Origin of the sequence: Psychrobacter sp. van23A (assembly GCF_030845275.1) — a bacterium.
In the GTDB taxonomy this organism is placed as follows: Bacteria; Pseudomonadota; Gammaproteobacteria; order Pseudomonadales; family Moraxellaceae; genus Psychrobacter; species Psychrobacter faecalis.
In genome coordinates this window covers 3039922-3064778 of sequence record NZ_CP132595.1, presented here as the reverse complement: position 1 = coordinate 3064778, position 24857 = coordinate 3039922, and the positions used below count along the sequence as shown (strand labels likewise).

The 24857-nt window shown below is 45.0% G+C and carries 10 protein-coding genes, 4 tRNA genes and 6 rRNA genes; 16 read left to right on the top strand and 4 right to left on the bottom strand.

The window, feature by feature from the left end; translation table 11 throughout:
• Positions 1-21: 21 nt before the first annotated feature.
• The gene (thrS, locus tag RAH45_RS13020) at positions 22-1956 is read right to left on the bottom strand and encodes a threonine--tRNA ligase (RefSeq protein ID WP_191692435.1); all 1935 of its coding nucleotides are present in this window, start codon (positions 1954-1956) and stop codon (positions 22-24) included.
• A gap of 1074 nt (positions 1957-3030) precedes the next feature.
• Here thrS and RAH45_RS13015 point away from each other — a divergent pair.
• From RAH45_RS13015 to nrdD, 12 genes are all read left to right on the top strand, one after another.
• Positions 3031-4569, top strand: a 16S ribosomal RNA gene (locus RAH45_RS13015).
• Between the two features lie 76 nt (positions 4570-4645).
• Positions 4646-4722 (top strand) — tRNA-Ile (locus tag RAH45_RS13010).
• Positions 4723-4731: 9 nt separating this feature from the next.
• Positions 4732-4807: transfer RNA gene (locus tag RAH45_RS13005), tRNA-Ala, on the top strand.
• A gap of 327 nt (positions 4808-5134) precedes the next feature.
• Positions 5135-7996 (top strand): 23S ribosomal RNA (locus tag RAH45_RS13000).
• 117 nt (positions 7997-8113) lie between these two features.
• Positions 8114-8228: ribosomal RNA gene (gene rrf, locus RAH45_RS12995) — 5S ribosomal RNA — on the top strand.
• Positions 8229-9139: 911 nt separating this feature from the next.
• Positions 9140-10678, top strand: a 16S ribosomal RNA gene (locus RAH45_RS12990).
• Positions 10679-10754: 76 nt separating this feature from the next.
• Positions 10755-10831: transfer RNA gene (locus RAH45_RS12985), tRNA-Ile, on the top strand.
• A gap of 9 nt (positions 10832-10840) precedes the next feature.
• Positions 10841-10916, top strand: a tRNA-Ala gene (locus RAH45_RS12980).
• A 327-nt stretch (positions 10917-11243) separates the two neighbouring features.
• Positions 11244-14105 (top strand): 23S ribosomal RNA (locus RAH45_RS12975).
• Positions 14106-14223: 118 nt separating this feature from the next.
• Positions 14224-14338 (top strand): 5S ribosomal RNA (gene rrf / locus RAH45_RS12970).
• The 16S, 23S and 5S rRNA genes sit together here with 4 tRNA genes alongside, the layout of an rRNA operon.
• Positions 14339-14777: 439 nt before the next feature.
• Positions 14778-15236, top strand: a complete 459-nt coding sequence (nrdG, locus tag RAH45_RS12965) for an anaerobic ribonucleoside-triphosphate reductase activating protein (RefSeq protein WP_193030918.1) — start codon at positions 14778-14780, stop codon at positions 15234-15236.
• Positions 15229-17022, top strand: a complete 1794-nt coding sequence (gene nrdD / locus RAH45_RS12960; protein ID WP_193030916.1) for an anaerobic ribonucleoside-triphosphate reductase — start codon at positions 15229-15231, stop codon at positions 17020-17022. The genes nrdG and nrdD overlap by 8 nt, the downstream gene beginning before the upstream one ends.
• A gap of 180 nt (positions 17023-17202) precedes the next feature.
• On the opposite strand, the gene RAH45_RS12955 is transcribed toward nrdD, so the two are convergent.
• Positions 17203-18096, bottom strand: a complete 894-nt coding sequence (locus RAH45_RS12955; RefSeq protein WP_193030914.1) for a pirin family protein — start codon at positions 18094-18096, stop codon at positions 17203-17205.
• Between the two features lie 140 nt (positions 18097-18236).
• Complete coding sequence (locus RAH45_RS12950; protein ID WP_193030912.1) at positions 18237-18497, bottom strand: DUF1289 domain-containing protein; 261 nt, start codon at positions 18495-18497, stop codon at positions 18237-18239.
• Between the two features lie 197 nt (positions 18498-18694).
• Here RAH45_RS12950 and RAH45_RS12945 point away from each other — a divergent pair, with 197 nt between their 5' ends.
• The 3 genes from RAH45_RS12945 to RAH45_RS12935 all read left to right on the top strand — a co-directional run bounded on the left by RAH45_RS12945 (position 18695) and on the right by RAH45_RS12935 (position 22205).
• Positions 18695-19360 (top strand): YqiA/YcfP family alpha/beta fold hydrolase, encoded by a 666-nt coding sequence (locus RAH45_RS12945; protein ID WP_193030910.1) that lies wholly within the window; start codon positions 18695-18697, stop codon positions 19358-19360.
• A gap of 110 nt (positions 19361-19470) precedes the next feature.
• Positions 19471-21354 (top strand): DNA topoisomerase IV subunit B, encoded by a 1884-nt coding sequence (parE, locus tag RAH45_RS12940; protein WP_193030908.1) that lies wholly within the window; start codon positions 19471-19473, stop codon positions 21352-21354.
• A 155-nt stretch (positions 21355-21509) separates the two neighbouring features.
• Positions 21510-22205: a lysophospholipid acyltransferase family protein gene (locus RAH45_RS12935; RefSeq protein ID WP_193030906.1), complete on the top strand. Its 696-nt coding sequence runs from the start codon at positions 21510-21512 to the stop codon at positions 22203-22205.
• 121 nt (positions 22206-22326) lie between these two features.
• Here RAH45_RS12935 and RAH45_RS12930 read toward each other — a convergent pair whose 3' ends face one another.
• Complete coding sequence (locus tag RAH45_RS12930) at positions 22327-23109, bottom strand: meso-2,3-butanediol dehydrogenase (RefSeq protein WP_191692316.1); 783 nt, start codon at positions 23107-23109, stop codon at positions 22327-22329.
• A gap of 243 nt (positions 23110-23352) precedes the next feature.
• Between RAH45_RS12930 and RAH45_RS12925 the strand changes: the two genes are divergently transcribed.
• Positions 23353-24648 carry a hypothetical protein gene (locus tag RAH45_RS12925; RefSeq protein ID WP_193030904.1) on the top strand — a complete coding sequence of 432 codons (1296 nt, stop codon included), beginning with the start codon at positions 23353-23355 and terminating at the stop codon, positions 24646-24648.
• Positions 24649-24857 lie beyond the last annotated feature (209 nt).

The window sequence follows — 24857 nt, the reverse complement described above, 5'->3', positions numbered from 1 at the left end:
GGTTTGACTGTTTAATAGGTATTACTCCTCATCTGTTTTTGGGGTCTGTCGGCCTTTTTTGCTGACAGCAGTCTGTACTAAGCTAATAAATTCTGCAACACTCATGACGCCGAGGTTTTCACCTTCACGAGTTCGGACGTTGACACTGCCCGTTTCAACCTCTTTATCCCCTAATACTAGCATATAGGGAACGCGTTCTAATGTTTTCTCTCGTATCTTAAATCCAATCTTTTCGTTACGCAAGTCACTCGTCGCTCGCAAACCTGCATTTTTCAGCTCACGGACCACATTTTCACAAGCATCGGCTTGTTTATCAGTAATATTCATCACCGCCACCTGTTGCGGCGCAAGCCATACAGGCATCCAACCGGCGTAGTTTTCGATCAAGATACCGATAAAACGCTCAAACGAGCCTAAGATTGCACGGTGCAGCATAATTGGGGTTTCGCGCTCGTTTTGCTCATTGACGAATTCGGCATCAAGGCGCTCAGGCATATTTGGATCAACCTGTATCGTACCGCACTGCCAGACACGACCCAATGAATCCTTTAGACTAAACTCAATCTTCGGACCATAAAATGCGCCTTCACCCGGTAGATATTCCCAATCAAGACCTGAGCTATCTAGGGCATCTGCCAAGGCTTTTTCGGCAAAATCCCAAGATTCATCGCTACCAACGCGTTTTTCAGGACGGGTTGAGAGCTTCATAATGATATTATCAAAACCAAAGTCTTCATACACCGCAAGGGTCAGTTTAATAAAATCCGCAACTTCTTGCTGAATTTGTGCTTGCGTACAGAAAATATGCGCATCATCTTGAGTGAAACCACGTACACGCATCAAACCATGTAATGAGCCAGAGGGTTCGTTACGATGGCACGAGCCAAACTCCGCCATACGTAGCGGCAGTTCACGGTAAGACTTTAAGCCTTGGTTAAATACTTGTACGTGACATGGGCAGTTCATTGGTTTTACTGCATAATCACGGTTTTCGCTCGAAGTGGTAAACATATTGGTGGCATAGTTACCCCAATGGCCTGAACGTTCCCACAAGCTGCGATCGACGATTTGCGGCGTTTTGATTTCCTCATAACCATGGTCATGCTGCACTTTACGCATATATTGCTCAAGTACCTGATAAATAGTCCAACCATTGGCATGCCAAAACACCATACCCGGCGCTTGCTCTTGCATATGAAATAAATTTAACGCTTTACCAATCTTACGGTGATCACGTTTTTCCGCTTCTTCGATACGTTGGATATATGCTTTTAAATCTTTTTTATCTGCCCACGCCGTACCATAAATACGTTGCAGCTGCTCGTTTTTGGCATCACCGCGCCAATAAGCGCCTGACATTTTGGTCAGTTTAAACACTTTTAAGAAGCGCGTATTTGGCACGTGTGGACCACGGCACATATCGACATATTCTTGATGATGATACAGACCAAAGGCTTCTTCGCCAGGCATGTCATTGATCAATTTCAGCTTATAATCTTCGCCGCGCTCTTCAAAAATCTTGATGACTTCATCGCGAGGGGTCATTTTTTTGATGACATCATAATCTTGCTTAATCAGCTCCATCATGCGTTTTTCAATTTTTTCCATGTGCTCAGGGGTAAATGGCGTCTCACTATAGATGTCATAATAAAAGCCATCTTCGATAACAGGACCGATGACCATTTTTACGTCAGGATAAAGCTGTTTTACCGCATGACCTAACAAGTGGGCACATGAGTGGCGAATGATGTCGACGCCATCAGCGTCTTTTGGCGTCACGATTTCAACTTTTGCATCGGCAACGATAGGGTCGTGTGCATCTACTAAATGACCATCAACGCGTCCCGCGACCGTCGCCTTCGCCAAGCCCGCTCCAATACTTTGCGCCACTTCCATGACCGTTGTATTGCCTTCAAAGTTTTTTACGCTACCATCAGGTAAAGTAATCGCTACCATAATCTATTCACCTTTTTGGGTCCGTTGGCAGTGATGATTGCAACCATCAATCATATAACCGTAAGATCACGTCAATTATATCTAACCACTATGATATGTTGGATATGTTGTAAGAAATGAGCATTAACTACAAGCACTGAGCTAAAATTTATCTTATATATTATGCTAATTAAGTAGCTATCTAATAACTGATCATCAAATCGCTATAATTCAAATCGCTATAATATAGAATAAGTTGCTTGTTCATAAGAGTAAGTAGGAGTGCCATGCAGTAATGTCATAGAAGCCGTTATTATAGCAAACGCTGTCTATTAACACTAGACAGCCGCGACGAAGTCAGCTTCCCTATATAGGTACGCTTAATGTCAATATCAATAGTGACGAATATATCTATAGATACATCTGCTATAACAAAAAAATCTAGGGTTTATAAATGTCCAATTGAGCTTACTAATAAGCTTCGTAGCAAATAATAATTAAACATTAAGGCATGTCTAGAGAATAATCTTCTTTGGTTTAATATCTGATTTTTACTAAGCTATTGAAAAATATGGTTTGTTTACCGTCTTCTAAAATAAATTAAGAAATCTATCGAAAATCGGTTGACACCCAGTTCAAACCGTCTATAATACGCACCTCATTAGGGAGAACCGGAACAACTTATATGTCAATTACATATAACAAACCTGGCTAACCCATTGAAACAAATTATAAAAAAGCTTGACAAACCAAATCATCATGATATGATAGTCGGCTCGCTAGATAGGATAAGTTCTTAACTTAAACGAACTAGCAAAGAGAAATACCCTATATATCAGTTACTGGACGACAGTAGCTTGACACTATTTAAAAGCATAACTAAAGAACAACTTGTGTGGATTTTTGCTGATTCAGAATGCTAAAAAATAAAGTTGGTTTTACTCTCTTTTCGGGAGTCATTCTAACTATAAAAATTATCATTTAAGACAGCAAGAAAACTCAAAGTTAATTCATTATATGAAACATACGAGAGCGTAATTGCCAGATTAAATGAGCCAAGTTTCGGAGTCTCTTTAAAGGACTTCATGCAAGATTAAACTGAAGAGTTTGATCATGGCTCAGATTGAACGCTGGCGGCAGGCTTAACACATGCAAGTCGAGCGGTAACAGGAGAAGCTTGCTTCTCGCTGACGAGCGGCGGACGGGTGAGTAATACTTAGGAATCTACCTAGTAGTGGGGGATAGCTCGGGGAAACTCGAATTAATACCGCATACGACCTACGGGAGAAAGGGGGCAACTTGTTGCTCTCGCTATTAGATGAGCCTAAGTCGGATTAGCTAGATGGTGGGGTAAAGGCCTACCATGGCGACGATCTGTAGCTGGTCTGAGAGGATGATCAGCCACACCGGGACTGAGACACGGCCCGGACTCCTACGGGAGGCAGCAGTGGGGAATATTGGACAATGGGGGCAACCCTGATCCAGCCATGCCGCGTGTGTGAAGAAGGCCTTTTGGTTGTAAAGCACTTTAAGCAGTGAAGAAGACTCTATGGTTAATACCCATAGACGATGACATTAGCTGCAGAATAAGCACCGGCTAACTCTGTGCCAGCAGCCGCGGTAATACAGAGGGTGCAAGCGTTAATCGGAATTACTGGGCGTAAAGCGAGCGTAGGTGGCTTGATAAGTCAGATGTGAAAGCCCCGGGCTTAACCTGGGAACGGCATCTGATACTGTTAGGCTAGAGTAGGTGAGAGGAAGGTAGAATTCCAGGTGTAGCGGTGAAATGCGTAGAGATCTGGAGGAATACCGATGGCGAAGGCAGCCTTCTGGCATCATACTGACACTGAGGTTCGAAAGCGTGGGTAGCAAACAGGATTAGATACCCTGGTAGTCCACGCCGTAAACGATGTCTACTAGTCGTTGGGTCCCTTGAGGACTTAGTGACGCAGCTAACGCAATAAGTAGACCGCCTGGGGAGTACGGCCGCAAGGTTAAAACTCAAATGAATTGACGGGGGCCCGCACAAGCGGTGGAGCATGTGGTTTAATTCGATGCAACGCGAAGAACCTTACCTGGTCTTGACATATCTAGAATCCTGCAGAGATGCGGGAGTGCCTTCGGGAATTAGAATACAGGTGCTGCATGGCTGTCGTCAGCTCGTGTCGTGAGATGTTGGGTTAAGTCCCGCAACGAGCGCAACCCTTGTCCTTAGTTACCAGCGGTTTGGCCGGGAACTCTAAGGATACTGCCAGTGACAAACTGGAGGAAGGCGGGGACGACGTCAAGTCATCATGGCCCTTACGACCAGGGCTACACACGTGCTACAATGGTAGGTACAGAGGGCAGCTACACAGCGATGTGATGCGAATCTCAAAAAGCCTATCGTAGTCCAGATTGGAGTCTGCAACTCGACTCCATGAAGTAGGAATCGCTAGTAATCGCGGATCAGAATGCCGCGGTGAATACGTTCCCGGGCCTTGTACACACCGCCCGTCACACCATGGGAGTTGATTGCACCAGAAGTGGGTAGCCTAACCTTTTAGGATGGCGCTCACCACGGTGTGGTTGATGACTGGGGTGAAGTCGTAACAAGGTAGCCGTAGGGGAACCTGCGGCTGGATCACCTCCTTATAGACAGCATTCGGTCAGCAAGAATTCACAACAAGTTGTTCTTTAGTTTAAGCTTACGTTTATACAAGCGTAATTTGGGTCTGTAGCTCAGCTGGTTAGAGCACCGTGTTGATAACGCGGGGGTCAGTGGTTCAAGTCCACTTAGACCCACCATTTATATATGGGGCCATAGCTCAGTTGGTAGAGCGCCTGCCTTGCACGCAGGAGGTCAACGGTTCGACTCCGTTTGGCTCCACCACTATAAACGCCAAGTAAGCTTTCAGTGCACAGCATAAACAGAATTAAGTGATCATCATTGATTATTTACTTCTGTTTTATACAGAACTTACTACTCGACGAGAGAGTAAGAACTATTTAAAAACATAGATATGAGTCTGGGTTAGAGTGGCGTGTTCACGCGACACTCTAACCTTAAGAAATCCTCTTTTAACGACATTGTTTGTTATCCCAAAGAGGGTTTCTTAAAAAAGTAAAGAGAACTGAATCAAGCGTAAACATAGGTGATATCGTTATCATAATTAGATTGTATGACACTTTGAAGTCGAAAGACTACTTGGGGTTGTATGGTCAAGTAATGAAGCGCACATGGTGGATGCCTTGGCAGTCAGAGGCGATGAAAGACGTGACAGCCTGCGATAAGCTTCGGGGAGGCGGCAATATCCTGTGATCCGGAGATTTCTGAATGGGGAAACCCAGCTAGCATAAGCTAGCTATCTTATATTTATATAAGAGGCGAACGAGGGGAAGTGAAACATCTCAGTACCCTTAGGAATAGACATCAATTGAGATTCCCCTAGTAGCGGCGAGCGAACGGGGAGAAGCCGATTAATGCTAATGTAGAAGAACAGCGTGGGAAAGCTGACCGTAGTAGGTGATAGTCCTGTATTCGAAACATTAGCGTTAACATATTAAGTAGAGCGGGGCACGAGAAATCCTGTTTGAAGATGGGGGGACCATCCTCCAAGGCTAAATACTCCTGACTGACCGATAGTGAACCAGTACCGTGAGGGAAAGGCGAAAAGAACCCCTGTGAGGGGAGTGAAATAGAACCTGAAACCGTGTGCGTACAAGCAGTGGGAGCCTTAATTTATTAGGGTGACCGCGTACCTTTTGTATAATGGGTCAGCGACTTATATTCTGTAGCAAGGTTAACCGTTTAGGGGAGCCGTAGGGAAACCGAGTCTTAATAGGGCGATTAGTTGCAGGGTATAGACCCGAAACCGAGTGATCTATCCATGAGCAGGTTGAAAGTGCCGTAACAGGCACCGGAGGACCGAACCCACTGTCGTTGAAAAGCCAGGGGATGACTTGTGGATAGGGGTGAAAGGCTAATCAAACTCGGTGATAGCTGGTTCTCCCCGAAAGCTATTTAGGTAGCGCCTCGGACGAACACCATTGGGGGTAGAGCACTGTTTCGGCTAGGGGGTCATACCGACTTACCAAACCGATGCAAACTCCGAATACCGATGAGTGATATCCGGGAGACACACAGTGGGTGCTAACGTCCATTGTGGAGAGGGAAACAACCCAGACCGCCAGCTAAGGCCCCAAATTCCTAGTTAAGTGGGAAACGAGGTGGGAAGGCATAGACAGCTAGGAGGTTGGCTTAGAAGCAGCCATCCTTTAAAGAAAGCGTAATAGCTCACTAGTCGAGTCGGCCCGCGCGGAAGATGTAACGGGGCTCAAACTAGGAGCCGAAGCTGCGGATTTGAATTTGTTTTCAAGTGGTAGGGGAGCGTTGTGTAAGCCTGTGAAGGTGTGTTGTAAAGCATGCTGGAGGTATCACAAGAGCGAATGCTGACGTGAGTAACGATAATGCGAGTGAAAAGCTCGCACGCCGGAAGATCAAGGGTTCCAGTCCAACGTTAATCGGGGCTGGGTGAGTCGACCCCTAAGGCGAGGCCGAAAGGCGTAGTCGATGGGAAATCGGTTAATATTCCGATACTTGTTTATAATGCGATGGAGGGACGGAGTAGGTTATGTCAGCCTGGCGTTGGTTGTCCAGGTGAAAGGATGTAGGCTTACAGTTTAGGCAAATCCGGACTGTAATACGGCTGAGATCTGATAGCAAGCGGTACTTGTACCGCGAAGTGGCAAATACCATGCTTCCAGGAAAAGCTTCTAAGCAATAGTTATAAACGAATCGTACCCTAAACCGACACAGGTGATCAGGTAGAGAATACCAAGGCGCTTGAGAGAACTCTGCTGAAGGAACTAGGCAAAATGGTACCGTAACTTCGGGAGAAGGTACGCTGCCGATGGTGATAGGACTTGCTCCTTGAGCTGTTGGCAGTCGCAGATACCAGGCTGCTGCAACTGTTTATTAAAAACACAGCACTCTGCAAACACGAAAGTGGACGTATAGGGTGTGATGTCTGCCCGGTGCTGGAAGGTTAATTGATGGGGTTAGCGTATGCGAAGCTCTTGATCGAAGCCCCAGTAAACGGCGGCCGTAACTATAACGGTCCTAAGGTAGCGAAATTCCTTGTCGGGTAAGTTCCGACCTGCACGAATGACATAATGATGGCAGCGCTGTCTCCAGCAGAGACTCAGTGAAATCGAAATCGCAGTGAAGATGCTGTGTACCCGCGGCTAGACGGAAAGACCCCGTGAACCTTTACTACAGCTTTACATTGAACTTTGACCTGACTTGTGCAGGATAGGTGGGAGGCTTTGAAGCCGAGACGCTAGTCTTGGTGGAGCCATCCTTGAAATACCACCCTGGTCATGTCGGGGTTCTAACTCAGGTATAACAATACCGAGGACAATGTATGGTGGGTAGTTTGACTGGGGCGGTCTCCTCCTAAAGAGTAACGGAGGAGTACGAAGGTGCGCTCAGAACGGTCGGAAATCGTTCATAGAGTATAAAGGCAAAAGCGCGCTTAACTGCGAGACCCACAAGTCGAGCAGGTACGAAAGTAGGTCTTAGTGATCCGGTGGTTCTGTATGGAAGGGCCATCGCTCAACGGATAAAAGGTACTCTGGGGATAACAGGCTGATACCGCCCAAGAGTTCATATCGACGGCGGTGTTTGGCACCTCGATGTCGGCTCATCTCATCCTAGGGCTGAAGCAGGTCCTAAGGGTATGGCTGTTCGCCATTTAAAGAGGTACGCGAGCTGGGTTTAGAACGTCGTGAGACAGTTCGGTCCCTATCTACCGTGGGCGTTGGAAATTTGAGAGGATCTGCTCCTAGTACGAGAGGACCAGAGTGGACGAACCACTGGTGTTCGGGTTGTCATGCCAATGGCATTGCCCGGTAGCTACGTTCGGATGGGATAACCGCTGAAAGCATCTAAGCGGGAAGCCCACCTCAAGATTAGATTTCCCTAAAGAGCCGTTCAAGACTAGGACGTTGATAGGCAGGGTGTGGAAGCACAGCGATGTGTGTAGCTAACCTGTACTAATTGCTCGTTTGGCTTGACCATACAACACCCAAGTGGTTTGTATCAAGTCTAATTATTTCGATATCACCTTAATCCTTGGTTCAGTTGGATTAAGATGACACTAGTCATTAAACACACAGACTCATATCTAACCCCTTTGCTGACGACAATAGCATGATGGTACCACCTGATCCCTTCCCGAACTCAGAAGTGAAACATCATCGCGCCAATGGTAGTGTGGCTCCGGCCATGTGAGAGTAGGTCATCGTCAGCTCTCTATTCCTGAAAACCCCCTTAGCTTAATTGCTAAGGGGGTTTTCTTTTGGCTGCTTTAAGCTAGATAATTATTAATCCAATGACTGTACGTTTTTTCATTCATAAGGCTCAACATTAGCTATTATTCGTGTATGTATATTCGGCTTAAGAATCTTATATCCTAATGAAGTAATAGCTTTATGGCGTTTTTCTAAAAAACTAATGCTCTATTCAACTTATTTAAAGTGATGTATTTTAATAAGTTGTAATATGTATAAAATAAAAATGGATATTAGCTTGACCCCATACTAAAAGCGCGTATAATGCCACCCAGTCGAAAGGGAAGGGCGCTTAGAAAGTGTTTTGGCACTGAATAAACACCCATTAGCGAGAAAGAACACATCAAGCTACTATTAAGTAGGCTGATAAAAATTTCAAACTAAATAAAAATAACTTCTTGACTAATTAAAATAAGCGTCTATAATACGCACCTCATTAGGGAGAACCGGAGTAACTTATATGTGGATTTACATATAACAAACCTGGCTAACCCATTGAAACAAATTATAAAAAAGCTTGACAAACCAAATCATTATGATATGATAGTCGGCTCGCTAGATAGGATAAGTTCTTAACTTAGACTGACTAGCAAAGAGAAATACCCTATATATCAGTTACTGGACGACAGTAGCTTGACACTATTTAAAAGCATAACTAAAGAACAACTTGTGTGGATTTTTGCTGATTCAGAATGCTAAAAAATAAAGTTGGTTGAAACTTCTTTTCGGAGTTCTTTCTAACTATAAAAATTATCATTTAAGACAGCAAGAAAACTCAAAGTTAATTCATTATATGAAACATACGAGAGCGTAATTGCCAGATTAAATGAGCCAAGTTTCGAAGTCTCTTTAAAGGACTTCATGCAAGATTAAACTGAAGAGTTTGATCATGGCTCAGATTGAACGCTGGCGGCAGGCTTAACACATGCAAGTCGAGCGGTAACAGGAGAAGCTTGCTTCTCGCTGACGAGCGGCGGACGGGTGAGTAATACTTAGGAATCTACCTAGTAGTGGGGGATAGCTCGGGGAAACTCGAATTAATACCGCATACGACCTACGGGAGAAAGGGGGCAACTTGTTGCTCTCGCTATTAGATGAGCCTAAGTCGGATTAGCTAGATGGTGGGGTAAAGGCCTACCATGGCGACGATCTGTAGCTGGTCTGAGAGGATGATCAGCCACACCGGGACTGAGACACGGCCCGGACTCCTACGGGAGGCAGCAGTGGGGAATATTGGACAATGGGGGCAACCCTGATCCAGCCATGCCGCGTGTGTGAAGAAGGCCTTTTGGTTGTAAAGCACTTTAAGCAGTGAAGAAGACTCTATGGTTAATACCCATAGACGATGACATTAGCTGCAGAATAAGCACCGGCTAACTCTGTGCCAGCAGCCGCGGTAATACAGAGGGTGCAAGCGTTAATCGGAATTACTGGGCGTAAAGCGAGCGTAGGTGGCTTGATAAGTCAGATGTGAAAGCCCCGGGCTTAACCTGGGAACGGCATCTGATACTGTTAGGCTAGAGTAGGTGAGAGGAAGGTAGAATTCCAGGTGTAGCGGTGAAATGCGTAGAGATCTGGAGGAATACCGATGGCGAAGGCAGCCTTCTGGCATCATACTGACACTGAGGTTCGAAAGCGTGGGTAGCAAACAGGATTAGATACCCTGGTAGTCCACGCCGTAAACGATGTCTACTAGTCGTTGGGTCCCTTGAGGACTTAGTGACGCAGCTAACGCAATAAGTAGACCGCCTGGGGAGTACGGCCGCAAGGTTAAAACTCAAATGAATTGACGGGGGCCCGCACAAGCGGTGGAGCATGTGGTTTAATTCGATGCAACGCGAAGAACCTTACCTGGTCTTGACATATCTAGAATCCTGCAGAGATGCGGGAGTGCCTTCGGGAATTAGAATACAGGTGCTGCATGGCTGTCGTCAGCTCGTGTCGTGAGATGTTGGGTTAAGTCCCGCAACGAGCGCAACCCTTGTCCTTAGTTACCAGCGGTTTGGCCGGGAACTCTAAGGATACTGCCAGTGACAAACTGGAGGAAGGCGGGGACGACGTCAAGTCATCATGGCCCTTACGACCAGGGCTACACACGTGCTACAATGGTAGGTACAGAGGGCAGCTACACAGCGATGTGATGCGAATCTCAAAAAGCCTATCGTAGTCCAGATTGGAGTCTGCAACTCGACTCCATGAAGTAGGAATCGCTAGTAATCGCGGATCAGAATGCCGCGGTGAATACGTTCCCGGGCCTTGTACACACCGCCCGTCACACCATGGGAGTTGATTGCACCAGAAGTGGGTAGCCTAACCTTTTAGGATGGCGCTCACCACGGTGTGGTTGATGACTGGGGTGAAGTCGTAACAAGGTAGCCGTAGGGGAACCTGCGGCTGGATCACCTCCTTATAGACAGCATTCGGTCAGCAAGAATTCACAACAAGTTGTTCTTTAGTTTAAGCTTACGTTTATACAAGCGTAATTTGGGTCTGTAGCTCAGCTGGTTAGAGCACCGTGTTGATAACGCGGGGGTCAGTGGTTCAAGTCCACTTAGACCCACCATTTATATATGGGGCCATAGCTCAGTTGGTAGAGCGCCTGCCTTGCACGCAGGAGGTCAACGGTTCGACTCCGTTTGGCTCCACCACTATAAACGCCAAGTAAGCTTTCAGTGCACAGCATAAACAGAATTAAGTGATCATCATTGATTATTTACTTCTGTTTTATACAGAACTTACTACTCGACGAGAGAGTAAGAACTATTTAAAAACATAGATATGAGTCTGGGTTAGAGTGGCGTGTTCACGCGACACTCTAACCTTAAGAAATCCTCTTTTAACGACATTGTTTGTTATCCCAAAGAGGGTTTCTTAAAAAAGTAAAGAGAACTGAATCAAGCGTAAACATAGGTGATATCGTTATCATAATTAGATTGTATGACACTTTGAAGTCGAAAGACTACTTGGGGTTGTATGGTCAAGTAATGAAGCGCACATGGTGGATGCCTTGGCAGTCAGAGGCGATGAAAGACGTGACAGCCTGCGATAAGCTTCGGGGAGGCGGCAATATCCTGTGATCCGGAGATTTCTGAATGGGGAAACCCAGCTAGCATAAGCTAGCTATCTTATATTTATATAAGAGGCGAACGAGGGGAAGTGAAACATCTCAGTACCCTTAGGAATAGACATCAATTGAGATTCCCCTAGTAGCGGCGAGCGAACGGGGAGAAGCCGATTAATGCTAATGTAGAAGAACAGCGTGGGAAAGCTGACCGTAGTAGGTGATAGTCCTGTATTCGAAACATTAGCGTTAACATATTAAGTAGAGCGGGGCACGAGAAATCCTGTTTGAAGATGGGGGGACCATCCTCCAAGGCTAAATACTCCTGACTGACCGATAGTGAACCAGTACCGTGAGGGAAAGGCGAAAAGAACCCCTGTGAGGGGAGTGAAATAGAACCTGAAACCGTGTGCGTACAAGCAGTGGGAGCCTTAATTTATTAGGGTGACCGCGTACCTTTTGTATAATGGGTCAGCGACTTATATTCTGTAGCAAGGTTAACCGTTTAGGGGAGCCGTAGGGAAACCGAGTCTTAATAGGGCGATTAGTTGCAGGGTATAGACCCGAAACCGAGTGATCTATCCATGAGCAGGTTGAAAGTGCCGTAACAGGCACCGGAGGACCGAACCCACTGTCGTTGAAAAGCCAGGGGATGACTTGTGGATAGGGGTGAAAGGCTAATCAAACTCGGTGATAGCTGGTTCTCCCCGAAAGCTATTTAGGTAGCGCCTCGGACGAACACCATTGGGGGTAGAGCACTGTTTCGGCTAGGGGGTCATACCGACTTACCAAACCGATGCAAACTCCGAATACCGATGAGTGATATCCGGGAGACACACAGTGGGTGCTAACGTCCATTGTGGAGAGGGAAACAACCCAGACCGCCAGCTAAGGCCCCAAATTCCTAGTTAAGTGGGAAACGAGGTGGGAAGGCATAGACAGCTAGGAGGTTGGCTTAGAAGCAGCCATCCTTTAAAGAAAGCGTAATAGCTCACTAGTCGAGTCGGCCCGCGCGGAAGATGTAACGGGGCTCAAACTAGGAGCCGAAGCTGCGGATTTGAATTTGTTTTCAAGTGGTAGGGGAGCGTTGTGTAAGCCTGTGAAGGTGTGTTGTAAAGCATGCTGGAGGTATCACAAGAGCGAATGCTGACGTGAGTAACGATAATGCGAGTGAAAAGCTCGCACGCCGGAAGATCAAGGGTTCCAGTCCAACGTTAATCGGGGCTGGGTGAGTCGACCCCTAAGGCGAGGCCGAAAGGCGTAGTCGATGGGAAATCGGTTAATATTCCGATACTTGTTTATAATGCGATGGAGGGACGGAGTAGGTTATGTCAGCCTGGCGTTGGTTGTCCAGGTGAAAGGATGTAGGCTTACAGTTTAGGCAAATCCGGACTGTAATACGGCTGAGATCTGATAGCAAGCGGTACTTGTACCGTGAAGTGGCAAATACCATGCTTCCAGGAAAAGCTTCTAAGCAATAGTTATAAACGAATCGTACCCTAAACCGACACAGGTGATCAGGTAGAGAATACCAAGGCGCTTGAGAGAACTCTGCTGAAGGAACTAGGCAAAATGGTACCGTAACTTCGGGAGAAGGTACGCTGCCGATGGTGATAGGACTTGCTCCTTGAGCTGTTGGCAGTCGCAGATACCAGGCTGCTGCAACTGTTTATTAAAAACACAGCACTCTGCAAACACGAAAGTGGACGTATAGGGTGTGATGTCTGCCCGGTGCTGGAAGGTTAATTGATGGGGTTAGCGTATGCGAAGCTCTTGATCGAAGCCCCAGTAAACGGCGGCCGTAACTATAACGGTCCTAAGGTAGCGAAATTCCTTGTCGGGTAAGTTCCGACCTGCACGAATGACATAATGATGGCAGCGCTGTCTCCAGCAGAGACTCAGTGAAATCGAAATCGCAGTGAAGATGCTGTGTACCCGCGGCTAGACGGAAAGACCCCGTGAACCTTTACTACAGCTTTACATTGAACTTTGACCTGACTTGTGCAGGATAGGTGGGAGGCTTTGAAGCCGAGACGCTAGTCTTGGTGGAGCCATCCTTGAAATACCACCCTGGTCATGTCGGGGTTCTAACTCAGGTATAACAATACCGAGGACAATGTATGGTGGGTAGTTTGACTGGGGCGGTCTCCTCCTAAAGAGTAACGGAGGAGTACGAAGGTGCGCTCAGAACGGTCGGAAATCGTTCATAGAGTATAAAGGCAAAAGCGCGCTTAACTGCGAGACCCACAAGTCGAGCAGGTACGAAAGTAGGTCTTAGTGATCCGGTGGTTCTGTATGGAAGGGCCATCGCTCAACGGATAAAAGGTACTCTGGGGATAACAGGCTGATACCGCCCAAGAGTTCATATCGACGGCGGTGTTTGGCACCTCGATGTCGGCTCATCTCATCCTAGGGCTGAAGCAGGTCCTAAGGGTATGGCTGTTCGCCATTTAAAGAGGTACGCGAGCTGGGTTTAGAACGTCGTGAGACAGTTCGGTCCCTATCTACCGTGGGCGTTGGAAATTTGAGAGGATCTGCTCCTAGTACGAGAGGACCAGAGTGGACGAACCACTGGTGTTCGGGTTGTCATGCCAATGGCATTGCCCGGTAGCTACGTTCGGATGGGATAACCGCTGAAAGCATCTAAGCGGGAAGCCCACCTCAAGATTAGATTTCCCTAAAGAGCCGTTCAAGACTAGGACGTTGATAGGCAGGGTGTGGAAGCACAGCGATGTGTGTAGCTAACCTGTACTAATTGCTCGTTTGGCTTGACCATACAACACCCAAGTGGTTTGTATCAAGTCTAATTATTTCGATATCACCTTAATCCTTGGTTCAGTTGGATTAAGATGACACTAGTCATTAAACACACAGACTCATATCTAACCCCCTTTGCTGACGACAATAGCATGATGGTACCACCTGATCCCTTCCCGAACTCAGAAGTGAAACATCATCGCGCCAATGGTAGTGTGGCTCCGGCCATGTGAGAGTAGGTCATCGTCAGCTCTCTATTCCTGAAAACCCCCTTACGCGAAAGTGTAAGGGGGTTTTCTTTTGGCTGCGGGGTTTATATAAAAAAATATCGCTTGCCTACTCCAATCAATGCTTACTTTACTTATCTGAAGTTGTAGTCAATTTTTTCTAGCCCTTTCATATATCTTTATGAAAGGGTTTTTCTTTATTTAAAAATACTCCTTACTACCTCTGTTTTTCACATCTATAGATTTCAAACCTATCTTTAAAAATTATTTTATTCCAAATAATTTCTCAATTTTCTTCTAATTAATCGCTTAAATAGTAGATCTTTAGTGTGTTTCTTATAGCTAAATGATTGATTTAGATATGGTTACTGAGCAGTATTTAAATTAAATACCCCACATATTGTGTTATTCGTAAGGTGTATATACTATATATAGGTCTCCGCGATTTGGTTTAAGGGGTAGTGATGTTGAATATTGTTGAATATGACATTGTTTTCCAAGAAGTGCCAACAGAGGTTAGCTTAGCGTTGACCGTTGCTGGCTGCCCTTTAATGTGCCGAGGTTGTAGTCGTGCCGACACGTGGAAAAAAGAGAAAGGTACGCCTTTAACTGATGACTTTTTAGCGGGGTTATTGGAATGCTATAAAGGTCTCGTCAGCTGTGTGCTGTTTATGGGTGGTGAATGGCAACCGTCCGCCTTGTTGTCTGCGCTCAAGCAGGTTCGACACTCCGGATTGAAAACGGCACTGTACACAGGCTTGGATGCCATACCGTCCAGTTTGCAAGCAGAGCTAACTTATCTAAAAACAGGACCATGGGTTATGGAGCTTGGAGGTTTAGACACTCCAACCACTAATCAAAGGTTTATCGATTGTACTAACGGTGAAGTATTAAATCATTTGTTTTGGAGGAATTATGAGTAAGTTGAATTCAGAGCAGTTGGGCGATAAATTGTTTTTTATCAAAGATTATATGCGAGCCAATAATGCGGCAGATGGCTCTCATGTCGATGCCAATGCCAACGTGACGGTTAAGAATATCGCCACGTTAGAAAGCGAAATTATGAAAGATTACTTTATTCAGGTTAATCGCAGTCAAGTACAACAGCAGATTCGCACATGTTTTGATGGTCATTTGGCAGATGAGTATTTGCGCCAAATCGAAGCTCATGAAATTTATGTGCATGACGAAACCAGCCTAAAACCTTACTGCGTCTCAGTATCATTATATCCATTTTTGCTGGATGGCCTAAAGAAATTGGGCGGCGAGGCAGGTCCGCCGCAGCACTTAGCGTCGTTTTGTGGCTCCTTCATTAACTTGATATTTGCCATTAGTTCGCAATTTGCGGGCGCAGTGGCGACGGTCGAGTTTCTTGCCTATTTCGATTACTTCGCTCGTAAAGACCATGGCAGTGATTATTTAACCACGCATAAATCATTGATTGAAAACTGTTTCCAGCAGGTGGTTTATTCCATTAACCAACCTGCTGCTGCGCGTGGTTATCAAAGCGCGTTTTGGAATATCTCTTTATACGACGCACATTATTTTGATGCCATGTTTGCCAACTTTGTGTTTCCTGATGGTGAAAGACCATGCTGGGAAACGATTAAACAGCTACAAGCGTATTTTTTAACCTGGTTTAATGAAGAGCGTAAGCGTGCAATTTTAACCTTCCCAGTCGTTACCTGCGCTATGCTAACCGAAAACGGTAAATGTAAAGATGAAGAATATGCCGATATGCTAGCGACCGAGTTGGCAGAAAAAAACAGCTTCTTTATTTATCAAAGCGACAATCCGGATTCTTTAGCCTCTTGTTGTCGTCTACGCAATGAAATCACTGATCACAGTTTCTCTTATACTTTGGGCGCAGGTGGTGTGGCTACTGGTTCCATCAATGTTATTACTCTTAATCTGAAACGTATGATTCAAAATGGGCAAGATTTGGCTGCAGAGGTACAAAAAATTCATAAGTATCAGGTCAGTTATCGTAAGCTGATGGAACAATATCAAGCATCTGGCATGTTGCCCGTTTACGATGCAGGGTTTATTCAACTAGATAAGCAGTTTTTGACGCTCGGTATCAACGGGATGGCAGAAGCTGCGGAGAGTCAAGGCATAGTAGTCGGTAATAATCAGCAATATCATACCTTCGTTAATAATATCCTAAAAACCATTTATGATGAAAATCGTAAAGCTAGCATAGAATATGGTTTGAAGTTCAATACTGAGTTTGTACCCGCAGAAAACTTAGGCGTTAAAAATGCCAAATGGGACAAACGAGATGGCTATGAGGTGCAGCGTGAGTGCTATAACTCTTATCTTTATCTGGTAGAGGATGAAACAACCAATACCTTGGATAAGTTTATGCTGCATGGACGTGAGCTTACGCAGTGGCTAGATGGCGGCTCGGCCTTACATTTGAATTTGGACGAAACTCTCGATAAGCAGCAGTATCGTAAATTGCTTGATATTGCGGCAACCACAGGGTGTCAGTACTTTTGTATTAACGTGCGTATTACCATTTGCAATGAGTGTCAGCATATTGATAAGCGCACCCTTTATCACTGTGAGGCTTGTGGCTCAAACGATGTTGATCATGCCACGCGTATCATTGGCTATTTAAAGCGGGTATCCGCTTTTAGTGAGGGTCGGCGCTTGGAGCATCAGTTACGTCACTATCGCCGTGAACGCCAAGTAGATGTGGCTTAAATCTGCCAATGAGTCTTTCTAGGTGATGGGACTGTTATTCAGTGCGACTAGATAGCTGGTTAAAGCAGTAGATTTGCTTTTCTTATGATTAAAAAGCCCGTATTGGCGAACTAATACGGGCTTTAACATTCAAGAGAGTATTTAAATAAACAGCGCTAATGCTTAGCTAATAGCTAAACTTTAAACACCTTCACCAAACTTGCCACTTTGGAAATCAGTAACCGCTTGCATGATTTCTTGCTGACTGTTCATGACAAAAGGACCATATTGCACAATCGGTTCGCGTAGAGGGCGACCTGTGATTAAAATCACTTTGGTATCCTCACTACTATCGGCTGTAATGGTAACGCCATCTGCACTTTCATCATTCTCAAGGATAGCCATAGTCTTAGTTGGCACCGTTTCGCTTGCAATCTCTATGGTACCGCGATAGACAAAAGCAAAAGCATTATGGTCAGCCAGAATCGCCTGACTAAAACTCGTCCCTGCTGGTAGATGGATATCCAAATAAGTCGGCTCAGTGATATCGCGTGTGACCGCGCCTTCAATACCATGCGATTGACCCGCAATTACCGTGACGTCTACGCCATTCTCTGTGGTATATTTTGGCAAATCGTCACTTTGGAAATCTTTATACCAAGGGTCATTCATTTTATCTTTGGCAGGTAGGTTAAGCCAAAGCTGAAAACCTTCCATTGCGCCGTTTTCTTGTTCAGGCAATTCTGAATGAATCACACCGCTCGCCGCCGTCATCCATTGGACGCCGCCATTTTGTAATAGCCCTTCGTTACCGGCGCTGTCGCGGTGGCGCATACGGCCAGTAAGCATATAGGTAATGGTTTCAAAACCGCGATGTGGGTGATTCGGGAAACCGGCAACATAGTCGTCTGGGTTGTCGCTTTTAAAGTTGTCTAACATCAAATACGGGTCAAGACGCTCTTGCAGCTGCTGGGTCAGTACCCGTGTCAGCTTAACCCCAGCACCGTCTTGGGTATCGACGCCAGCATAAAGATGTTCAATTTGGCGCGATTTTTTGACTGTGTCTTTTATATCAGGCGTGACAGTATGATTCATTATCTTATCCTTAAAACTATTTGAATTATCAATATTCTTTTAATTATATATAATGATAAACAAATAAATTACAACAGGTAATGTGTATATATCTTAAACTAAGATACGATATTATTAAATAAATATTAACTTAACCTTCACTAAAACAATCTTCCTGTTTCTATTTCCTCGTCAAAATCAAAGCCCAATTGCTCGCCTTTACGCTGTCGCAGCTGCTCGATACGTTGCCGACGTCCTGCTATAAGCCTTAGTACTTCGCGGCGCTGTTCGGTGGTCATATCATGCCATAGCTGGCGCTCAGGACGGCTACGCAGGCAGCCAAAGCAGTAGCCCTTTTTATTGCTTTGGCAAACACCAATGCATGGATTGGCAATCTCGAACAGTTCAAACTGCTGATTCATGGCGGCTCCATCGCTATTACGTTATTCCTTTAACTTGCCCGATTGCTTGTCTCGTCTCATCGTAAATACTATTATGGCGCAAATAGCGAGTAATACTGTGCCATTTTATCGTTACTGTTTTTGTGGCGTCAGTGCTATGCTAAGTTTTGCACCGCCATATACAGCAATCATAACAAAACCAATCAGTGAGATTCTACGTGAATATTATTTATATCCATGGCTTAGACAGTGATGCCAACTCTACAAAAGGCAGGTTGTTGGAGGATTATTGCCAAAAGTATCATCCTGATATTAAGGTATTACGACCAGATTTAAATAAGACCCCTGAGCAAGTTTTTAAGCAAATACTCTTGTTAATTGAACGTTTAGACGGTCAAAATAAAAAGGCGCAAGATAAGCCAAATAAATCTTCTCCTACCGTACTGGTCGGTAGCTCATTGGGCGGTTATTTTTCTACGGTGGTTAGCAATCATACCGGTTGCCTAGCGCTATTATTAAATCCCAGCATCCAGCCCCATATTACTTTGCAGCGGTTTGCCAAAGATTTTGCGCTAAAAAACAATGTTAAAGACGAGGATTTGGGCAAGCAGGTTATTCATTCGACAGCGGGCGGTTGGGATATTACCCAAGCAGATTTACGCTGGTTTGCAGCGCACCAACTATCAACCATTAATTATCCTAATAAAGTTGCTGTCCTCATCAAAGAAGGTGACGAGCTGCTCAATCCTGAACTGTCTAAACAGTTTTATCAAACACAAGGCGCAAGCGTAACGATGCAAACGGGCGGCGATCATCGCTTTAGTGACTTCAATGAGCAATTACCTACGATAATTGAGATGTTGCAGAAACTCGCACGGATTTAAATAGACGACATTATCTGACGTAAGCAAATGAGTATTGACCTTAAGGCTACTATTTTTCGTTATAATGGGTTAATAGAATTAATCGCACATGAATAATTAAGGATGCATTTGTGAGTCAATATAATGCGCAATCGTTAGAAGTTTTAGAAGGGCTGGAGCCTGTCCGCCGTCGCCCTGGAATGTACACCGACACCACGCGCCCCAATCATTTAGCTCAAGAAGTCATTGATAACTCAGTCGACGAAGCGTTGGCGGGCTATGCAAAGACCATCAAGGTGCAGCTGCATAGTGATGGCTCGCTATCGGTCGAAGATGATGGCCGCGGTATGCCAACCGATATCCATCCTGAATTTGGCCAATCAGGGATTGAGCTGATTTTGACCCGTTTGCATGCGGGTGGTAAGTTTTCGACCTCCAATTATGAGGTATCGGGCGGTCTGCATGGTGTGGGTATCTCTGTCGTTAACGCGCTCTCAACGCGAGTTGAAGTAACGGTTTGGCGCGATAGTACGCAGTTCGAGATGGCCTTTGAGAATGGCGCAGCGGTCACCTCTTTAACCGAAACGGTAAGCTCGAATAAACGTAAGCGTGGCACTAGAGTTAAGTTTTGGGCCGATGGTAGTTTTTTTGATACGCCAAAATTCAATGTTAAACAGCTGAAACACAATCTAAAAGCCAAAGCGGTATTAGCCGCTGGTCTGACGATTGAATTTATCGATGATATCAATAATGAAAAAGTCATTTGGCAATTTACCGATGGGGTGGTTGAGTATCTAAACGAGCAGCTAGATGGTTTAGAAACCTTACCAGAAGCACCATTTTATTATAACCATGAGGCCAAAGCTGGTGAGCGCGCTGCTATTACCTTTGCTTTGTCTTGGTTGCCGGATGGTGGCACGCCGATTCAAGAAAGCTATGTCAATCTTATCCCAACCGCGCAGGGTGGTACGCATGTTAATGGCTTACGTACTGGTATTTTAGAGGCCCTACGTGAGTTTTGCGATATCCATAATCTACTGCCTCGTAATGTTAAATTAACGGCCGAAGATGTCTGGGACGGCGTCAATTATATCTTGTCGCTCAAGTTTTCTGAACCGCAGTTTTCTGGTCAAACCAAAGAGCGGCTTTCTAGTCGTGAAGCGGCAGGCGCGGTACAAACACTAGCAAAAGATGCTTTTAGTTTGTGGCTCAATCAACATGCCGATATGGGCACACAGATTGCAGAATTGGCGATTAATAAAGCCGGTCGCCGCCTAAAATCAGCCAAAAAAGTGGCGCGTAAAAAAATCACTCAAGGTCCTGCATTGCCTGGTAAGTTGGCGGATTGTCGCGGTGATTTACGTGACGGCGCAGAGCTGTTTTTAGTCGAAGGGGACTCGGCAGGTGGTAGTGCCAAGCAAGCACGCGACCGTCACTATCAAGCGATATTGCCGCTGCGCGGTAAGATTTTAAATACGTGGGAAGTGTCGTCAGATACGGTATTATCAAGCCAAGAGATTCATGATATTGCCATCGCGATTGGTGTGGATCCAGCGTCGGATGATTTATCTGAGCTGCGCTATGACAAAATATGTATTTTGGCTGATGCTGACTCTGATGGTCTCCATATTGCCACGCTTATCTGTGCGTTGTTTGTTAAGCATTTCCCAGCGTTGGTTGATGCAGGTCATTTATTTGTCGCGATGCCGCCGCTGTACCGCGTCGATGTGGGTAAAGAAGTACATTATGCGTTAGACGAATCTGAGCTTGAGCACATATTGGCCAATGTACCAGGCAATAAAAAAGCCCAAATTACGCGCTTTAAAGGCTTGGGTGAAATGAGTGCCGAACAGCTACGCGAGACCACCATGAATCGCGATACCCGCCGTTTGGTACAGTTAGATATGGACGATATGATATTAACCAATAGTGTCATGGATATGTTGCTCGCCAAAAAACGTGCGTCTGATCGTAAGTCATGGCTTGAGCATAAAGGTAATTTAGCAGTTATCTGATATCAGCAGTGCGTGATGTATCGATATTACTTTTCACTCACTATATATAAGTAGATAAAAAACTAAGCTGGCAGGCGGTAAAAATCTATAAAATTCAATGTAGTAGCAGACGCTTAATGGTATTATAGAGGTATCTTTTACTATATGGTGCCGTCATGACATCAAAATTTTTTAAGCGTTCTAAAGCGGCTGCTTCTAAACCTACGCGCTCAAAAGTACTACCAAGTTTGAGCAAAAAGCAGCTGGGTGATTTAGTACCAAAACGTGGTAATAAGTTTGCGCCAAAGATTGGCTCGGCATTGTTAAAAGCAGTAGGTTGGCGTACCGTTGGCGAGATTCCAAATATCCCGCAGGCGGTGGTTTTGGCGCTGCCGCATACCTCCAACGTCGATGGTATTTATGCGATACCAAGCTTATTTGCTCTAGATTTAAAAATTAGCATCATGGGTAAGCATACGCTGTTTAAAGTGCCGGTGTTTGCACAGCTGTTAAAGTGGATTGGCGTCATTCCTATTGACCGTGGTAATAAAGGTTCGGTGCTGCAGGCGAGTATTGATAAATTTAAAACTGGCAAACCGCTATTTTTAGGCTTAGCGCCAGAAGGGACGCGCCAATATACCAAAGACTGGAAGACTGGCTTTTATTATTTGGCATTAGGTGCCGGCGTGCCGATTTTACCCGTAGCGATGGACTATAAAACCAAAGAAATACGCTTTATGTCGCCCGTCTATCCGACCGGTAATATCGACGTCGATTTGCCAAAAATATATGCGCAGTATCGCGGCGTTGTACCGCGATATCCTGAGCGATTATCGCAGCCACTACAGGATATCAATCATTTAGCTGAGTAACGCTTTTATGATTTTTAATAACGATTGCAATCAAAAAGCCTCTGATACTTGAGCTATCAGAGGCTTTTTAATGTTAAACATTTAAGTTTGCTATTAAGTGGTTCTGGTCGGTGATTGGCTACTAAAAATGCGGTTGTCCATTAGAGGCACTGACTCCGCCATCAACGGGCAAATTAACACCGGTAATCATAGCGGCGTCGTCACTGGCTAAAAAAGTAATGGTCGCGGCAATATCTTCTGGTTTCGCCATACGCTTAAGGGGGCAGCGGTCCAAAAACTTATCAGTTTTGCTGTCGTTGTCTTGAATAGCGGTGGTCATCTCGGTTGCTGTCACGCTTGGATTGACAGCGTTGACGCGCACGCCATCGGCGCCGTGGTCTAGCGCGAGCGTACGCGTTAGGTTGCTGATACCGGCTTTGGCCGCATTATAAGCCGCCATATTCCAGTCGCCACCGACGCCAGACAGCGACGAGACATTGATAATATTGCCTTTACTCGCAATCAAGTGCGGCATGGCAGCCTGACAGACATAAAAAGTGCCATTTAAATTGACATCAATCGCCAATTTCCAGTCTTCAGAAGACAGCTCAGTGATTTTCCCTTGCATGGCTTTGCCGGCATTGTTTACCAAGACATCAATTTTGCCAAATTTATCGACGACTCTTTTCATCATTTCTTGTACTTGAGCCTCTACGCTGATATCACAGACGACGGTCAAAAAATTATCAGTATGAATCCAAGTGCGATCTTGTGGGAACGCTTTTGCTGTTTCCTCTAGGGTGGCAGCGGTGCGTCCGACTAACACCACATTGGCGCCTTCTTGAGCAAAACGAATGGCGGTTGCGCGGCCGATACCTGAACCTGCGCCTGTGACGATGACGGTTTTTTCTTTAAAGCGTTTCATGATGTTCAGTCCTTGTTATCATACGAGTGTTATTATATAAATGAAAATATTAAGCAAGCCAAATGCGATGGCAATTTATAGCCCAGTAAACGCGGTGCAAAGCTGCTAGCTTTTATGTCATCATAACAACTCACTGCGATGAATGCGACTAGGTATAATAGCGTTTATGTTGTTCAATTTATCGCTAAAAGTTATGACAAGGTATACATTGCTATATTTATTTAATAAGAAAAGGTTGCGGCTGTGTCCAATTTGACTACGGTGATATCTGATAAAGGCTATCTTGGCGATGAGTTAGCCTGTTACCTGCAATCTGAAGTATTAGAGATTGTATTGCCTGCTGTTCAAGCGCTTGTTACTAGCTATAACGGTCAATATAAGGTGCAAAAATATGACTATCAATTGCCCCTAGGTCAGTTGCAGCTATTAAATCTAAGCATTTATTTACCTGAGGATATAGGTGCAGGATATATTGAAAACGTACGTAAAACGGCTATTGAATCGATTTCGGCATGGCGCAACGGCTATTTAACTAGGTACAAAGATAAGATAGATGCGACGACCTATGTTGTGGTTTTTGATATTCAATTTAGAAACATTTATCAGAACACAAGTAAACGTGTAAAAAATAACCTTATTGGCAATGGGTTTATAGACGGTTTAAGTTCAGAAATACATGCAAGCGAACCGCCATTACAGGTGTTTGGCTGGCATGATTGGCAATTGATATTAAGGGCATTACATACGCCATGCGAGCTATGGCGATTTTTACAATATCGTTTAGGGCAGTGGCAACATACTGATAATAGCCGTATAGATAGTCTTAAGTCTGAAGAGGCGATGATTGCTGATTTCCTAAATGACCCTGCCGTATTTGCGCAAGCTATCGCTATAGACAACGCACTGATTAAATATAAGATGCAAGATAAGCCAAATTCCGCTTTGATAGCAATAGCGCTAGCGCAAAAAAGTCAGAGTACCACCAGCCAAATGTATCAGCAGCATATGGCGCAAGCGGCTGTGTTATGGTCGCAAATGATTGGCCAAATGTTAAAGCGGTATAGCGATAATGGGCAAAAAAAGAATAAGCAAGATTTCTCGGCAATAAATCTTGCTTATTGGCAGCAGCAAATACTCGATGAGTCTTTATTTTCACGGCATGAGCTGATTCGTACTTTGTATCGCCATCCCAAACAACAACAGCAATTACGAGAACAAGGCTATGTCGTCCATCAACATTCCTATGAGTCTTTAGGTCGGCACTATATGCTGATATTTTATGGGCAAGATGCTAAAGGGCAACATAGTAAACAAACCATTCAACCAAATCTTGCGAAAATCGCTTTGGATGTGGCCACGCGCTTACCGATAGCGGAGCTGCATCACGTGATTGTATTGGGTATAGATTTCATTGAGGAGGCAAATGACACCTTCATTGATATCGATTTATGGATACAACCAGTTGCTCCCATGAGCCAACGCGAGCGCCAGCTAACCAAGAAAATACAGCAGCTGCAACAGCAAAATCTAAACCGATAGTGGGAGCAGAACCAAACATAAAATGCGCTTTGTTCTAGCTATAGTCAAAATATCCTAAAAACGCTAAGGTATTGCTGATATCAATTTTTCTTGCTTGCTGTGCCTGCGCAGACAGAGACTACAAAAAATTGATATCAGCAGTGCGTGATGTATCGATATTACTTTTCACTCACCATACCTCGTTAGAAATATTTATAAACGCGTATAAA

Coding starts and splice junctions, on each gene's coding strand:
- thrS (WP_191692435.1), bottom strand. CDS start 1,956: ATGGTAGCGATTACTTTACCTGATGGTAGCGTAAAAAACTTTGAAGGC.
- nrdG (WP_193030918.1), top strand. CDS start 14,778: ATGTTGAATATTGTTGAATATGACATTGTTTTCCAAGAAGTGCCAACA.
- nrdD (WP_193030916.1), top strand. CDS start 15,229: ATGAGTAAGTTGAATTCAGAGCAGTTGGGCGATAAATTGTTTTTTATC.
- RAH45_RS12955 (WP_193030914.1), bottom strand. CDS start 18,096: ATGAATCATACTGTCACGCCTGATATAAAAGACACAGTCAAAAAATCG.
- RAH45_RS12950 (WP_193030912.1), bottom strand. CDS start 18,497: ATGAATCAGCAGTTTGAACTGTTCGAGATTGCCAATCCATGCATTGGT.
- RAH45_RS12935 (WP_193030906.1), top strand. CDS start 21,510: ATGACATCAAAATTTTTTAAGCGTTCTAAAGCGGCTGCTTCTAAACCT.
- RAH45_RS12930 (WP_191692316.1), bottom strand. CDS start 23,109: ATGAAACGCTTTAAAGAAAAAACCGTCATCGTCACAGGCGCAGGTTCA.